We start from the raw sequence: 17821 nt of genomic DNA, 5'->3' as shown, positions 1-17821 counted from the left end.
CGCCATGACTACCGCCACCGACTTGCTCCAACACGCCAACACCCAATTCTGGTGCGATCGTCTCCAGGAGTCCCGCCTTCCTTCGGGCGCACCGATCGACCGCGCCACTTCGCTGGTCATCGACGGCGATCTGCAGGAACGTCTCGAAGCGCGAAGCCGCGCCAATCCGCTCGCCCGGCGCATGATCCTGATCGCGGTGTGGCGCGCCTGCTGGCGCCGTCACGGCATTTCGGGCGATCACATGCTGGCCATGGCACCGCCGGACGCCCCCGAAACGGGCGAGCCGGTCTTCATCGCACTTGGCGGCGATACGTCGATCTCGTTACGGAACCTGCTCCCCGAGACAAAAAAGGAGCTGGAACAGGCGTTGGCGCACCGCGACTACGACCCGGATCGCCTTCGCGACCTGCTGGGCGCGAACCGCGATCCCCAGGTGGCGGGGATCCTGGAGTTCGGCTCCTCGCAGGCGGAAGCGAGGCTGCAAGCGGCCTGGTCGGCTCGCTTCACCCACGCTGCGGATGCCTTGCGCATCGAGATCCGATTCCAACGGGATCCGGGCTTCTCCGCCGAGGCCTTCGCCAAACATTTCAGGAACTTGCTGTGCTCGGCTTTGGGGGAACCGAACCTGCCGATCGCCGAACTGTCCATGCTGACGGACGAGACACGGGCCGAACTGCTGGCTACGAGTTCGGGTCCCGTCGATGAACCCCTCATCGAGGCCGCCATTCACCAGGTTTTCGCCGACACCGCGATCGCCCATGGGAGCGAGCCCGCCCTGGTCCACGGCGGGCGAACGGCGACCTACAGCCAGTTGGTGACCCGAGTGCATGGGGCGGCGCAACACCTGCGCACCCGCTACGGCGTCGACAAAGGCGATCACGTGGCGGTCCTGATGCCGCGCTCGCCCGAAGCGGTCACGGCCATGCTGGCCATCTTCAGCTTGGGCGCGGTCTATGTACCCGTCGACACCCGCTACCCGGCCGCACGTCGCGACATGATCCTGGAGGACGCCCAACCCGTGCTGGTCCTGTGCGGCGACGGGACGGAACCTTCCGGGTACACCACCTGCCCGTTCGCGACATGGTACGCGACGCATGCCGACGACCCCCCGGTACGATCGCTGGAGACCAAAGTCGCGCCCGAAGACCCGGCCTACTTGCTGTTTACCTCGGGCTCGACGGGGCGCCCCAAAGGCGTGCTGCTGAGCCATCGCGGTTTCGTCAACATGGTCGCGGACCAAATCGCCCGGCTGTCCATCACGGCCGAGGACCGCTGCCTGGCTTTCGCCCCCCTGGGCTTCGACGCCTCGCTCTACGAAACCTTCCTGGCCCTGCATGCCGGCGCCGCGCTGCACCTGATCGACGATTCCACCAAAATGGACACATCCGCCTTCTCCGCTTATATGGACGATGCGGCAATCACGGTCGCCACCCTGCCTCCCGCCTTCCTGGCCTCGCTCGACAACCGCCCCTTCCCTCATTTGCGCGTGCTGATCACCGCCGGCGAGGCGCCGCGACCGGCCCAGGTGGCGCACTACAGCCAGTCGCTGACCTACATCAACGCCTACGGCCCCACGGAGGCTTCGGTCTGTGTGGCCTTGGGCCGCCTTTCGCCCCGGGACGCCGACCTGTCGACGATTCCGATGGGCACGCCCGTCCGCCATACACGCGTATTGATCCTGGGCCCCGACGGGCGCCTGCTCCCACCCGGCGCAACGGGTGAATTGGCCATCTCCGGACCCGGGCTCGCACTGCAGTACTTCGGCCAGCCGGAAGCGACCGAAAAGGCCTTCGTCATCCAGCCGGAACTGGGAGCGCGGGTCTACCTCACCGGCGATCTGGGGCGGTACCTGCCCGACGGGCGCCTGGTCTTCCTCGGACGCCGCGATCGCCAGCTCAAATTGCGCGGGATCCGCATCGAGACCGGTGAGCTGGAAGCGGCGCTGCACGACCTCGGCTATGCGGATGCCCTGATCCAGGCCCGCGACGGCCAGGCCTGGGCCTTCGCCCTCGGTACCGGCGACGAAGCCGAGATCCGCCGGCGCCTGGCGCAGCGCATCCCCGATTTCGCCCTGCCCCAGCGCGTCCTGCTGCTAACCCAATGGCCCTTGACGCCCAACGGAAAAATCGACCACGACCGCTTGCACGCCATGCTTCGGGAATCGCGCGAGCCCGCCCAAAACCCTGCATCGGAAATGGAGCAACGGCTGTTCGACCTCTGGTGCGAAGTGCTTGACGAGGCCCCCAACGGCGTGGCCCAATCGTTTTTCCACGCCGGTGGCGATTCGATCAAGGCCCTTCAGGTGGCCGGCCGCCTCAACGAATCCGGATTGCGGCTCACGGTGCGCGACTTCTACGAAGCGCCCACCATTCGGGAACTGGCGTTGCGCTTGCGCCGCGTCGACAGTGCCGACGCAACGGAGGAAACCGGCGACACCATTTCGCTTTCGCCGATCCAGCGGTGGTTCTTCGAAAGCGGCCGAGAACCGCTGCACCACTTCAACCAGGCGGTGATGGTGGCCCCGCACGAGCCGATCGACACGGCGGCGCTCCAGGCCGCGATCTACGATCTCTGGGCCCACCACGATCAATTGCGGGTCCGCTTCGAAGGCGAGCCACTCCGGCAAATCTCGGGTCACCGGAACGACCCTCCGGCGCTGACACGCCACCAGGTCGGCGACGCCACCCATCTCGACACGACCCTGTTGACCGAGTGCCAGACGCGCTTCGATCTCGCCAAGGGTCCCCTGATCGGCTGGCATCTGTTCGAGGACGGGCAGCGGCAACGCCTGCTCGTCGTGGCCCATCACCTCGTTGTCGACGGCGTCTCTTGGCGCATCCTGCTCCAGGACCTCGCGGCGCGCTACCACATCCACCGCCGCGGCCTGCCCACCGCCGCTCCCGCCAGAACCCAGAGCTTCGCGACCTGGACCCGGGCTCTGCGCAACCGGCTCGACACATTTCGCCTGGACCGCACCTACTGGCAGACCCAACTGGCGCTGCCCGCCTACCGCTTCGAGAACGACGAAGCGCCCACCGTGGCGCATCAACGGACCCTTGGGCGCAACCTGCCCGAAGTCCTGACGCGTGCGCTGATGGGCGACATCCACCGCGCCTACGGCACCGACATCAACGACCTGCTGTTGACCGCCTTCCTCGACGCGCTGCACGAACTCACCGGCGGGTCCCGGTTCAAGCTCCACCTGGAAGGGCACGGTCGCGACGAAAGCGGTCACGTCGATTCCAGCCGCACCGTGGGATGGTTTACCGCGCTCTATCCGGTCGTACTGGAGAGACCCGACACCGACGACCTCGCGGAGCACCTGATCACCACCAAGGAGACCCTGCGCCGCATCCCCGACAAGGGCCTCGGTTACGGTGTCCTGCGTTGGCTGGAAGAAGACCCGCTCGAGGATCCGCAACCGGCACAAATTTCCTTCAATTTCCTGGGCTCGTTCGACGGCGGCGACGAGAGCGGCCCGTTCCGATTGGTGCGGGAGCCGGTCGGCCCCATCCAAGCCGACGAAGCCCGGCGCCCGCACCGCCTCGACCTGATCGGCTGGATCCACGAAGGCCAGTGCCGTCTGGAGCTGACCTGGCACGAGGGCGATTTCGGGGAAGAAGCCATTAGCGGCGCTCTCGCGGCCCTGGAAACCTGCCTCGAACGAATCCGAATCCAGTGTGCCTCGATCGAAACGCCGGTGCGCACCCCTTCGGACTTCACCCATGCCGACCTGCCGCGATCCACGGTGGCCGAGCTTTGCCACGCGCACCGGCCCGTCGACATCCTGCCGCTGACACCCATGCAACAGGGCATCTACTTCCAGAGTCGCTGGTCCACGGATGCGACCTACTTCGAACAGACGGCCTACCTGCTGGAGGGTCCCGTCGATGTGACGCACTGCGCCGACGCCGTTCGCTTCCTGGGCGCGCACCATCCGGTCACGCGAACCCGTTACGTGGAACCCGAAACGGGGGTCCCCATCGCACTGGTGTTGCCCGAAGGTGGGCCGGCATTCCGCCACCACCATCTCGGCACCTACGATCCGGAAGCGGTGGAAGCATACAAGGCACGCGATCGCGCCGATCGCTTCGACCTCTGCGAGGGGGCGCTGATGCGCATGACCCTGCTGACCTTCGACGACAACCGCGCCTGGTTGATTTGGAGCTTCCACCACATCCTGATGGACGGGTGGTGCCTGGGCATCCTGACCCATACCTTTTTCGAGCGCTACGCGGCCCTGGTCGAAGGCCACCGCCCCCAGCTCCAGCCCGATCCCGCCATCCGCCCCTACTTCCGCTGGTTGGCACGCCGCGACCACGACAGCTCACATGCCTACTGGCGAGCCCTGTTGGACGGCGCGACGCAGCAGACTTCGCCCGTCAGGGGTCCGGCCACGGAGGCGTACGCCTGGTCCCGCACCAGTCGCCGCTTCGGCCAGGAGCGGACTGCCGCGCTGAGCGCCTGGGCGGCGGATCACGACATCAGTCTGTTCAATCTCGTCCAGGCACTCTGGTCGGTCTGGCTCGCCAAGTTCAACCACGCCGAAGAGGTCCTGTTCGGAACCGTGGTCTCCGGTCGCCCTGCGGAAGTCCCCGCCATGGCTCGCATGGTCGGCCTGTTCATGAACACCGTGCCTGTTCGAGTCAGGGTCGACGGCGCTCGGTCCTTCGCCGATCTGGCGGCGGATCTCGCCGAGCAGATGAACGCGGGCACGCCCCACCAGCAAGTCCCGCTCCACGAGATCCTCGCGCGCCATCCCTTGGGTCGCAACCTGTTCGACCACATCCTGGTCTTCGAGAATTACCCGGTCTCGCGGCGCATGGACGCCCTGATGGATCGGCTGGGTCTGCGACTCGGTTCCTGGGAGAGCTTCGAACAAACGCCCTACGATTTCAACCTCTCGTTCCACCCCGGTGAAGACCTGGAGTTGGTCTTCGAAACCAACGCCAACCGCATCGACAATGCCGCCGTGAGCGCCATCGCCGACCAGTTGACCTTCCTCGCCGACCAAGTCCTGGCCGACGACAGCCTTCGCCTTGACGACCTGGCCCTGACCCCTAGGCCGCTGATCCTCGAAGGGCCCCTGCTCGGAGTTGCCCACGCAGGCTCCCTGCTCGACCTGTTCGAAACCCAGGTCGCCGAGCGACCCGAGGCGATCGCGGTCATCGACGGTGCCGATCATTGGACCTACGGCGCCCTGGATCGCGCCGCCAACAGCCTCGCCCATTACCTGATCGAGGCGGCGGGCGTCACGCCCCGAGACCGCGTGGCCATCTGTGTGCGCCGAACCGTGCGCATGCCGCTCGCCGTGCTGGCCGTGGCCAAGACCGGCGCGGCCTACGTCCCCTTGGACCCGGCCTCGCCCGAGGAACGCCTTCGGTTCATCGCGACCGATTGCGAAGCGATTCTGTGCCTGGTCGAGAACGCCACGGCGTTCGCCCATGAAGGTACCCAACTCGACTTGGACGATTTGGTCCTGGAGGATTCCTCCGAGAAGGCCCCGCCACGCGCAACCCAGCCCGAGGACACGGCCTATCTCGTCTACACCTCGGGTTCCACCGGTCGCCCCAAAGGGGTCTGCGTCGGCCACGGCGCCCTCGCCAACCAGATCGCGGCCTGGCGCAGCGCCTACGAGCTGGACGCCACGCCACCCGTCGCGCTCCAGGTGGCCGGATTCGCCTTCGACGTGTTCACCGGCGATCTCGCTCGCACACTGCCCGTGGGCGGTACGCTGGTGATTTGCGACGAGCAGGTGAGGTTGGATCCGCCGGCCCTCTTCCAATTACTGGCATCTCACCGCGTCACGCTCTTCGAGGGCACGCCCGGATTGGTCATGCCGCTGCTGCACTGGATGGCCGAACAACGGCTGGGTCTTCCGCAATTCCGCCTGTTGATCGTGGGCAGCGATACCTGGTCCGCGGCCGACGCCCGCTTCGCCCGCGAGCTGCTGCCGGCCGAGTGCCGGCTAATCAACAGCTACGGCGTCACCGAAGCCACCATCGACACCTGCTTTTTCGAGATTCGCAGCCTCGCCGACCTGCCCGAGACGGGCCAGGTTCCCATCGGGCGCCCGCTCGCCAACAACCACATGCTCGTGCTGGATCGAGCAGCCAACCCATTGCCGACCGATGCCGTCGGCGAACTCTTCATCGGCGGTGCCGCGGTGGCCGAGGGCTACTGGTCGCGAGCCGATCTCACGGCCCAGCGTTTTCGCGAACTCCCCGAACTCGGAAGGAGCTATGCTACCGGCGACCTGGCCCGGGTCCTGCCGTCGGGAGACGTGGTCTTCCTGGGCCGCGGCGACGCCCAGGTCAAGGTACGCGGCTACCGTATCGAATGCGGCGAGATCGAAGCGGCCCTGTCGACGGCCGAAACCGTACGTGCCGCGGCCGTGATCGCCCGCCCCGACGCCTCCGGCCAGAGCTGGTTGTGCGCCTACCTGGTCTCAAACCGAGAGGACCTTTCCGAAGACCAAGACACGCAGGCGCTCCGCGACCATCTGGCCGCGAAGTTGCCCGAATACATGATTCCGGCGCGATTCCAGTGGCTCGACCAATTGCCGCTGACCGTCAACGGCAAGATCGACCGAGCCGCGCTGCGACTCAGGGATGAAGCGCCCCTGGCCGATGGCGGCGGTCGCGGGCCGCGCCACGACTTGGACGCCGCACTCTGGTCGATTTTCGCCGACCTGCTCCAGCGCGATCCCGATCGGCACGACATCGACCTCGACTTCTTCCAGGCCGGCGGGCACTCCCTGCTCGCGCTGCGCTGCCTGGGCCGCATCCGCCAGGAGCTGGCCTACGACCTCAGCCCGCGCGACTTCTTCGCCCATTCCAGCGTGGCGGCGTTGGCCGACCTGCTCGACGAGCGCCAGGTCTCGACCGCGTTACCGCCCATCGTGGCCCAGCCCGAGGCGGATCACTATCCCGTTTCGTTCAGCCAACGCCGCCTGTGGATCCTTCACCAAATGGAGGCGGTGGAGGCCTACAACGTGCCAGGCGCCTTTACGCTCGAAGGCCCGCTGGACGTGGCGCGCCTCCAAGGCGCCATCAACGCCACCGTCGCCCGCCACGAAAGCCTGCGAACCGGGATCGTCACGGTCGCGGACGCACCCCGCCAGATGGTGGTCCCCCAGGTCGTCGTCGACCTGCCGCGAATCGATCTCTCCGACGCGGCCGATCCCATGGCCGCCGCACGCGAGCACGCCTACGCCGAAGCCAACCGCGCCTTCGATCTCGGCCAGGCGCCGCTGTTCCGCGTGACGTTGCTGGTGCTGGCCGAACAAAAACACCTGCTGCTGTTCACGCTGCACCACATCATCGCCGACGGCTGGTCCATGGACATCCTGTTCCGCGACATCGGCGCCGCCTACACCGCGCTCGGCCAGGGAACCGAGGTAGGCCTGCCGCCTCTGCCCTTCCAGTACCGCGATTTCGCGGTGTGGTTCGAAGCGGTCATGTCGGGCGACATCGGCCAGCGGCAACGGGACTTTTGGCAGACCCAGTTCGCGGACGAGGCGGCCCGCCTGGAACTGCCCACCGACCGACCCAGGCCTCCCTTGAAAACCTATCGCGGTAGCAGTGTCGCCATTCCGCTGCCCGCCAACCTGATGGACCGCTTCGAAGGCTTCTGTCGCGACCGCCGCGTCACCCCGTTCATCGGCTTGCTTTGTGGGCTCAAGATCTTGCTCTACCGGCTCACCGGCCAGACCGACCTGGTCGTGGGTACGCCGGCCGCCGGGCGACCCCATCCCGACCTGGACAACCACATCGGCCTGTTCATCAACAGCCTGGCCCTGCGCACCCGGTTCGACGACGACACCTCGTTCGACGACCTGTTGGCGAGCGTTCGCCAGACCGCGCTGGCGGCCTTCGAGCACGGCGCCTATCCCTTCGATCAACTGGTCGCCGACCTGGCTCACGCACCGGACCCTAGTCGCTCACCGCTCTACGACGTCATGCTCTCGCTGGTCGAACAGGAACGCCACCTGTCCGAGCGACTGGGAGACCTGACCGTCGGCACCGTGGAGACCGATTTCGACACGGCCAAACTGGACCTGAGCTTCGACTTCCTTCGCGCCGGGGACATCTGGCAGTTCTCGATCGAGTACAACAGCGACCTGTTCGATCCCGAAACCGCGCACCGGTTCGGCGGTCGCCTGATCCGCATTCTGGACCACATGGCCACGGCCGACCGGCCCGACCACCGGACCTTGGCACTGGCTCCCCCCGAAGAGCTCTCCACCCTACGCGCGCCCCTCTCGGAAGCCGGAGAGAAGGATTTGCACGAGCCCGTCAGTCCGATCGGCGCCTTTATCGCGACAGCCGAACGGTACCCCGATCGCCCGGCGCTGCATTTCCGCCGTGAAAGCTGGAGTTACGCCGAGTTGGATCAATTTTCCGGGCGCTTGGCACGTGCCCTGACCCGCCTTCCGCGCTTCAAACCGGGCCAACCGGTGGCCCTGCTCGCCCCGCGCGACGCCCGCCTGCCCGCCGCCATCCTGGCGCTCCTGCGCAGCGGCGCGATCTACCTTCCCATCGATCCCGATTATCCCGAGGATCGGGTTCGCCTGCTCCTGCGCGAGGCCGGGCCCCGTCACGTGCTGGCAGACGACGCCTGGCTCCCCCGAGTTCAGAGCCCCAGCCGCCGGGTGACCAGCCTCGACGATTGGTGGGCTGCCGCGGCCGCACTGGAACCGCTCCCCTGGCGCGAACCGAACCCCGAAAACACCGCCTACCTGATGTTCACCTCCGGCTCGACCGGCGTCCCCAAGGGCGTCGCCGTCAGCCACGCCAACTTCGGGCACACCCTGGGTGCGGCCACCGCCGCGCTCACCATCGAGAACGGCCCGGAACCGCGCATGGCGTGGTTGGCTTCCCACGCGTTCGACATCTCGTTGTTCGAGCTGCTCCTGCCGCTGACACGCGGTGCGGCCCTGGAAGTCCTGACCCGTGAGGATCTGCTCGACCTGGACAACCTGGTCGCGGCCCTTGCACGCATGACGGCCTTCCACGCGGTGCCCGTTCTGCTGGACCAAATCCTGAACCACCTGGGACCGGACCGAACCCTGGACAATCTGCGTTGGGTGTTCACCGGGGGCGACCGCGTCCCCGCGGAGCTTCTGGACCGCGCCGAACAGGCCTTCCCGGGAGCCCGAGTGCTGGAGTTCTACGGCCCCACCGAAACCACCATCATCTGCACTACGCTCGACGTGCGTGCGGAAGCCGCAGAAGGCATCGGTGAATCCTGCATCGGGCGGCCGCTGCCAGGAGTCGAAATCAGCCTGCGCGATCGACACGGCAACGTGGTACCCAAGGGTTGCGTGGGCGAGATCCACATCGCCGGGCCCGGAGTCACCCCCGGCTACTGGCGCAAGCCGCAATTGACCGCCGAGCGGTTCGTCGTCGACGGGACCGGCCACCGCCGTTACCGCACCGGCGATCTGGCCCGCTGCCTGTCCAACGAGCTGCTGATCTACCACGGCCGCGCCGACCACCAGGTCAAGATTCGCGGCATCCGCATCGAGCCCGGCGAGATCGAAGCCCACTTGACGAGCCATCCGAAGATCCGAGCTGCCGCCGTCGCCCCGCGCCAAGCCAAGGGCAAGACCCAACTGGCGGCCTACCTGGTTCGCAGGGACGAGGGCTCCACCGAATCCGCCGGTGTGCGCCCCGACCAGTTGCGCGGATGGCTGAGCCGCAAGGTCAGCGAAGCGATGGTGCCCACCCTGTGGTTCTTCCTCGACGAGCTGCCCCGCGATCCCAACGGCAAGTTGGACCGCAAGGCATTGGACCGATTGGAGCCCGAACCCGCCAACACCACGGCGGGCGCCGTCAAGCAACCTGCCAGCGATGTGGAAACGAAACTGCGCGACATCTGGTGCGAGGTGCTTCAGCGCGAGGACATCGGTGTCGACGACCACTTCACCGAAGTCGGCGGCCACAGCCTGGAGCTGACCCAGGTGGCGCTGCGCATCCAGCGCGTGTTCGGCCGCAAATTGGGCATCCGCACCCTGATCGCCTACCCGACCATCGAAACCCTCGCCGCCCAGATCGAGTCGGCGCTGCCGGCAACCGCGGCAGAAGATGCGGAACCGGCCCTGGAATCCGCACCGAACACCGATTACTTCAAGGCCACCGCGGACCAGGAGCGGCTTTGGGTGCTCAGCCAATTCGAGGAAGCCTCGCGAGCCTACCACCTGCCGGCGACCTATCGCTTCCGGGGCGATCTGGATGAGGCGGCATTCGAGCGCGCCTTCCAGACCCTCTGCCAGCGCCATCCACTGTTGGGCTCGCGCTTCGAATCTACGGACAGCGGCCCCTACGTTCGAACGGCGAGCACGGCCATTCATCTCGAGACAATAGATTTGTGTGAAGATCCGGACGTCGGGACCAAAACCGGCGAGATCATCCAAAACCTGATGCACGGAGCCTTCGATCTGACCACCGGCCCGCTTGTGCGCGTCTTGTTGATCCGCGCGGCCGCCGGTGAATGGGTGCTCGGTTTCAACCTGCACCATACGATCGCGGACGGTTGGTCGATGGGCGTGCTACTCGCCGACTGGTGGTACCTCTATCGGGCAGAGTGCGGCGCACAAGCGCCCTTGCCGCCGCTGACCCGGCAATTCGCCGATTACGCCCATCACACGAGCCAAGCCCGAACCCGAAATCGCGACCGCGACCTGGCCTGGTGGCTCGAACGCTTCCCCGCCCCGCCCGCACCGTTGGCCCTGGTCACGGACCGGCCCCGCCCGAACCGGCGCGCCTACCGCGGCGACCAATTGGCGTTCCCCATCGAGCCGGCCCTGTGGAAAGCCCTCGTCCATTTCGCCGAGTCCCAGGCCGTCACCCCGTTCGCGGTACTGATGGCCGGCGTGTACGGCTGGGCCCATCGCCACAGCGGCCAGACGGACATCACCTTCGGTTCGCCGGTCTCCGGCCGCGACCGCGAGGAGTGGGAAGGCATCGTGGGGCTTTTCGTCAACACGCTGGCACTGCGCCTCCAGATCGATCCGGAGGCCGGCTTCGCCGCACTTGCCAAGCACGTGGCCGCGGAATTGGAGGGTGCACAGGCACACGGTAGCGTCGGGTTCGCCGAGTTGGTGGAGCGGGTCAATCCACCGCGCGACCCCAGTCGCTCGCCGCTGTTCGACGTGCTGGTTTCGATGTTCAGCAAGGACGGCGAGCTGCCGCCCGGTTGGTCGATGGAGCCGGCCGACTACCGCACCAGCCAATTCGATTTGAGTTTCCAGTTCGGTCGGGAAACGGATCGATGGGTTCTGTACCTCGAATACGACGCGGACCTGTTCGATCAGGCGACCGTCGAAACCTTTGCGGCCCGCTGGGCCGCACTGATGGAAGCGTGGTTGGCCGCGCCCCAAGCCCATTTGGTCGATCCGCCACTGATCGATGCACCCGCCTGCGCCCCGCCCGCCCCGCAAACCGATGCAGCGGCTCGCTCGCTTCCACGGCACGAAACGCCACTCACCCGCATTCTCGATCGGGCCGGCCGTGAGCCGAACCGCATCGCCCTGCAACGCGGCGATCAAACCCTGAGTTACGGCGACTGGGTCGCGGCGGCCGAACGCTTGGCGACCCGACTGACGCCCATGCTGGCCGAAGCGACCGATCCCATCGTCGCGGTGGCCATGCCGCGCGACGCACGCCTCGCCGTGGTGATGCTGGCCATCTGGCGCTGCGGTGCGGCCTACCAACCCTTGACGTCCGACCTGCCGGACGCCCGCCGCGAGCTATTGCTGGCCGACAGTGGCGCCGACCTCCTGGTCTGCACCGAAGAGACCCGACCCGACAAAGCACCCTGTGCGATCCTGAGCTACGAGGACCTGCCTGCCCAGGCAGGCGTATCCCTGCCGCAAGTCCCCCGCGATCCAGAAGCGCTCGCCTACCTGATCCACACCTCCGGCTCGACGGGCCGCCCCAAAGGCGTGCGCATCGGCCACGCGGCGCTCTTCAACTTCCTGCAATCCATGGCCCACCAGCCAGGCTTGGCGGAATCCGACCTGGTCGCGGCCGTCACGCCGGTTTCCTTCGACATTTCCGTGCTTGAATGGTGGCTGCCGGCCTTCGTCGGTGCCCGTGTCGAGATCACGACCCGGGAAGAGCTGCTGGCCGATCCCGCCATACTCGAAATGCGCGGCGTCACGCTGCTCCAAAGCACGCCGGCCAATCTGGCGTTACTGTTGGAAGCGGGTTGGCGCGGTTATCATGGCTTACGTGTCCTGTGCGGCGGGGAAGCCCTGCCCATGCCGTTGGCCCGGATCCTGGCGCGACATGTGAAAGTCTTGTGGAACATGTACGGTCCGACGGAAACGACCGTGTGGTCGGCCTGCACCCGGATTACTGGAGAAGAGTCCCGTATCCACGTGGGTGGGCCGATCGACCATACCCACATCCATCTGCTGGACGACCGCGGACGCGGCCTACCGGCCGGGATACGCGGTGAGATCGCAATCGGGGGTGCCGGCCTCGCCGAGGGCTACCACGACCGCCCCGATTTGACCGAAACGGCATTCGCGGTTTCGCCCCAGATCCCCGAGCTGGGCCGCCTCTACCGCACCGGCGACCTGGGCTACCGCGATGGCGGCGGGAACCTGGTCGTTTTGGGCCGCCGCGATCACCAAATCAAACACAAGGGCCACCGCATCGAGCCTGGCGAGATCGAAGCCATCCTCACAAGCCAAGCAGAGGTCGCGCAAGCCGCGGTTTTGCTGCAGGGCACGGCACCCGACACCGTGTTGACCGCCTACATCGCGCTGAGCGAAGGTTACGAGCGCCACTCGGCTGCCGAACTGCGTCAACCACTGACTCGCCTGCTGCCCAGTTACATGGTGCCGCAGCGCTGGGTCGCCGTCACCGAAATGCCGCTCAACACCAGCGGGAAAATCGACCGCGCCGCCCTGGCCGCCATACCCAATCCGGCGAGCGAACCGGAAGCCGAAGCGGCAACCCTGAGCGATCGGGAACACGAGCTCGCGGCGCTTTGGGGCGAAGTCGGTGTGCCCGATGCCCAGGCACCGCAGGCGCACTTCTTCGAGCGCGGCGGCAACTCGCTGAAAGCGGTGCGGCTGTTGGGCCGCTTGCGCGAGCACTTCGCCGCCGCACCGAGCCTGGCCGATCTCTTCCTGAACCCGACCCTCGCCGAACAGGCCGCCCTGATCGATGCCGCCCAGGCAATCGATGTCACCCCCATCGAACGGGTTGCCGAAGCGGCACACTACCCGGCCACGCCCTCGCAACAGGCCATCTGGCAGCACGAGCGGCTTCAGGACCCTTCGACCGCCTACCTGCTCGCGGGCGCCTACCGGCTCCGCGGCCCACTGGACGGGGACCGCTTGGCGACCGCACTGGCGCGGGTCGCCGCCAACCAGGAATCGCTGCGGACGGGCTTCGTCGACGTGCATGGTGAGGCGGCCATGGTCGTCGCCCCCTCGGTCGTCCTGCCCTGGCGCGTCGAGGACCTGCGCGATGCCGACGATGCCGAGTTGCGCGCCCGTGCGATCTCAGAGGAGGAAGCGGGCAAACCCTTCGATTTGACACAGGCCCCGCTGTTCCGCGCCCGGCTCCTGATTCTGGACGAGGCGGACCACCTGCTCCTGGTCACGCTGCACCACCTGATCGCCGACGCCTGGTCGCTGGACCTGCTGCTGAGCGATTGGCTGGCCGCCTACCGCGACCTGTCTTCGGGAGGACGTCCCGCGCCACCCCCGGCATGGCGCTTCAGGGACTACGCCGCCCACCAGCACGCCCGCAGGCAGAGCGACGCAGGTCGCGATGCGGCGGCATGGTGGCGAAACACGCTGGCCGATCCGCCCGATAAACTCGACTTACCAACCGATCGGCCCTACCCCGATCCATCCGCCAACGCGATCCCGGATCGTACCGGCGCCACCTGCCAGATCGAGTTGAGTGCCGAACTCCATCACCGTTTGACGGAACTCGGACGCGCCCAGGGCACGACGCAGTTCCAAACACTGTTGGCCGCCACCTTCGCCTTCCTCTATCGCTACACCGGGAACGACGATCTCATGATGGGCACGGTCCACGCAGGCCGGAACCGACCGGAATGGGAGTCCATGATCGGCATGTTCGTCCAGACTCTGCCGCTTCGTGCCCAAGTCCAGGGTGATCAATCGTTTGCAGCACTGTTGGACGCGGTCCGAACACATGCGTTGGACGCGTTCGAGTACGCCGACCTGGCCCCTAGCCAGGAGATGGAAGACCAGAACGCCTCCCCAACCGAAATGTCCGCCTCGCCCGTGGCGCTTCCCCCGCTTCAGGTGGTCATGGTCCTGCAAAACACGGAAGCCGGTCCGGGTTGGGCGGCCTTGGGGCCGGACGGCATCGAGGTCGCAGCCGAGGAGCTGGATACGGCCCAGGCCAAGTTCGACCTGGCCTTCCACTTCTCCCCGACCCCCTCCGGTCTGAGGTTGAGCGTCGAGTACGCGACCGCGCTGTTCGAGGCCGAAACGATGACCCGCTGGCTGAGACGCTTCGCCTCCCTGCTGGAACAGGTGGCGGCCGATCCATCGCGGACGATCGCCGATTACGACATGTTGTCACCGGCGCGCAAGGCCGAGGAACTCGCCAATCTGCAGCGCGTCGCCCAGCTCGAACCGCCCAAAGACACGCTGATTGCCCGTTTCGAATCCATCGCCTCCCGAAACCGGGACCACGTCGCCCTCGTCGATGGGGACCGCCGCTGGACCTACGGCGACATCGACCGGCTCAGCCGGCGCATCGCCAGCCAACTGTCCACCCGCTGCGGCGTCGGTCGGCGCAAATGCGTCTGCAACCACGTGTGCGGCCGGCCCGGGCCGCGCGTCGGCCTTCATTTCAGGCGTCGCGGCGAAATGGTCATCGCCATGCTGGGTATTTTGCGCGCCGGCGCCGCCTACGTACCGCTGGACCCGGACTACCCCGCCGAGCGGTTGGCCTTCTTCGCCAAGGACGCGCGACTGACCGCCTGGATCGGTGACGATTCCGAGAACGAAGCGCTCGGCAAACTGCCGCGCCTCGCTTGGTCGGAAGCGATCGAGGAAGTGCCCGAAGACCACGAGATGCCGGAACGCCAAGATGGCGAGGCCTACATCATCTACACCTCGGGTTCGACCGGGAAACCCAAGGGCGTGCCGATCCGCGACAGCCAGGTGTCGAGCCTGCTGGATCACGCCCAACCCCATTTCCAATTCGGTTCGCAAGACGTTTGGACGCTGTTCCACAGCGTTTCGTTCGATTTCTCCGTCTGGGAGATCTTCGGCGCCCTCTTGCACGGAGGAACCCTGGTCGTGGTTCCCTCCGAAACCGCCCGCGATGCAGGCGCATTCGCCGCGCTGCTTCGCCGGGAGCGCGTGACCATCCTGAACCAGATCCCCAGCGCCTTCGCCGCCCTGTGCGCGGAAGAAGTGGTTTTTTCACAGACCCTTCCGAATCTGCGCGCCGTCATCTTCGGCGGCGAGGCCCTGAACCCCGTGACGCTGCAGGGCTTCGCGGCGAACCATCCCGACTGCCGCCTGATCAACATGTACGGCATCACCGAAACCTGCGTGCACGTGACCTTCCGCGAGCTGGACGGGGCGGCCCTGGCCTCCGGTCTCAGCGACATCGGCAACGCGCTTCCGCACCTGGCCATTTCCCTGCTGGGTCCGAACGGCGAATGGGTACCGGACGGCGCCGCGGGCGAGATCTGCGTCAGCGGCCTGGGCGTGGCGCGTGGCTACCTCAACCAGCGCAAGCTGAGCATGACGCGGTTCACCCCGCACCCGGCGCGCGAAGACGTAACCATCTACCACTCGGGCGACCGGGCCCGGCGCGCCAACGACGGGCGCCTGATCTACCTGGGCCGCGCGGACCATCAGGTCAAGGTCCGCGGCTACCGCATCGAGTGCGGCGAGATCGAGGCGGCCCTACTGACTATCGACGGCGTGTCGGAGGCCATGGTCCTCGTGGCGAAGGACGCCCACGGCAATGGCACCCTGGTCGCCTATCTGATCGGCCGCGACGAAGGTCCCGATCCCCGACAGGTTCTGCGAGAGACCCTGCCCAGCTACATGATTCCCAACCGCATTCACTGGCTGGCCCAGTTCCCGCGAACGCCCAGCGGAAAAATCGACAGGGCCGCCCTGCCCGATCCCTTCGCGACGACCGAAGCGCAGCGGCCTCCCCAGACGCCGATGGAGATCGAGATCGCGGCCATCTGGCGGGAGATCCTGAACCTGCGCCACGTCCCTGGGCAGAAGAGCCATTTCTTCGAGCTGGGCGGGCACTCGCTGAGCGCCCTGCGGGTGTGCCGTCGCATCCAACAGCGCTGCGCCCGGACAGTGACGCCACGCGTCCTGTTCGAGACACCGGCCCTGGAAGATTTCGCGGCCCTGGTCGAAACGCTTTCAACGGATGAGAACGCCACCGAGGCGCCCATCCCCAGGCTCCCGGACCAAGACGACTACGCGCTGAGCCCACAGCAGGAACGGCTTTGGCTGCTGAGCCAGACCCGGCAATTGGTTGCGGCCTATCACGTCACGGCCGCCTTCGAACTCGAAGGTACGCTCGACGCCGAATGGGTCGCCGATGCCATCCAGCACCTGGTCGATCGCCACCGCGCCCTGCGCACCCGGTTCGTGACCCGGAAGGGTTTGCCGCGCGCCCACGTGGTCGACCGGGTCGATGCGCCGATCACGCTGGGCCATCGTGCCCAGTGGCGCCGCGAACGCGCGCTGTCTTGGGCCACCGAGCCGTTCCAGCTTACGCGGGCACCGCTGCTGCGCGCCTTGATCCTCCACGAGGAAAACCGCGTCGTGGCACTCTGGCTGTGCGCCCACCACCTGGTGGTCGACGGATGGTCGATGGAGCAACTCCAACGGGATTTCTGGAAGTATCTCTTGGGGCGGGAAAGTGGCGATTCGCAGAGTCCTATCGCCACGCAACAACTCCGTTACGAGGACTACGCGAACTGGCTGCGCGCGAAAGAGGGGCCACGGGCCGATCTCTGGCGCTTCTGGAACGCCTACCTGGACGAAGCGTGGCCGGTACTCCAGCTCCCGCAAGATCGACCGCGGACGGCTCAACCCGACTTCGCAGGCGGCCACGTGCGCGCCGCGCTGGATCCGGCTTGGATCGAAGCGTTTCAGACCCGCGCACGCACGCTGGGGGTATCCGATTTCTCCTTCCACCTGACCCTGCTCGCGCTGACAATGGCCCGCCTCAGCGGCCAGATGCGGATCTCCGTGGGCGCACCCGTCGCCGGACGCCCGCGGCTGGACCTCGAGGACCTGGTCGGATTCTTTGTCAACACCCTGCCCTTGCGCATCGCACTCGACGGTGAGGAATCGCTGACCGGCCTGCTCCGTCGCGTGCACCGCGACGTCCTGGGCGCCCTCGATCACCAGCTCTACCCCTTCGATCAAATGGTCGAAGATCGCGGGGAAACCGCCGAGCCCGGCCGCTCGCCCTTTTTCGACGTGATGCTGGTCTTCCAGAACCAGGACGGCCAGGTCGCCATGCCGGAACGATCGGAGGTCCGTGCCAAGCCGATCGAGTTGCCGACCGGCGGCGCCAAGTTCGACCTGACCTGGACGCTCGAAACCGCGGCGGACGGCTGGTTGTTGGACCTGGAGTACCGTACCGCGCTGTTCTCGGAAACCACGGCCGAGGGTTTCATGCGCGCCCACCTCGAACTGCTGAGCCGGATCGTCGAAGATCCCGAGGCGCCGGTCACCCAACTGATCCAGGTTGCGCGAGTGCAGTCGCCGATCTCGGACGAGCTCGATTTCGAGCTGGACTTTTAATGCGCGCTCCGCGCTGCC

General features: G+C 66.7%; 1 protein-coding gene. It reads left to right on the top strand.

Annotated elements, in window-relative coordinates; all coding sequences use genetic code 11:
- Positions 1 to 4 precede the first annotated feature (4 nt).
- On the top strand, positions 5 to 17803 hold the full coding sequence (locus J3U87_RS25260; protein ID WP_237378564.1) for an amino acid adenylation domain-containing protein: 17799 nt from the start codon (positions 5 to 7) through the stop codon (positions 17801 to 17803).
- The last annotated feature ends 18 nt before the right edge of the window (positions 17804 to 17821 follow it).

This window comes from Sulfidibacter corallicola (assembly GCF_017498545.1).
Classification (GTDB): domain Bacteria; phylum Acidobacteriota; class Holophagae; order Acanthopleuribacterales; family Acanthopleuribacteraceae; genus Sulfidibacter; species Sulfidibacter corallicola.
Note: the sequence above shows the minus strand (reverse complement) of the source record. Positions and strands in the feature narration are given on the sequence as shown.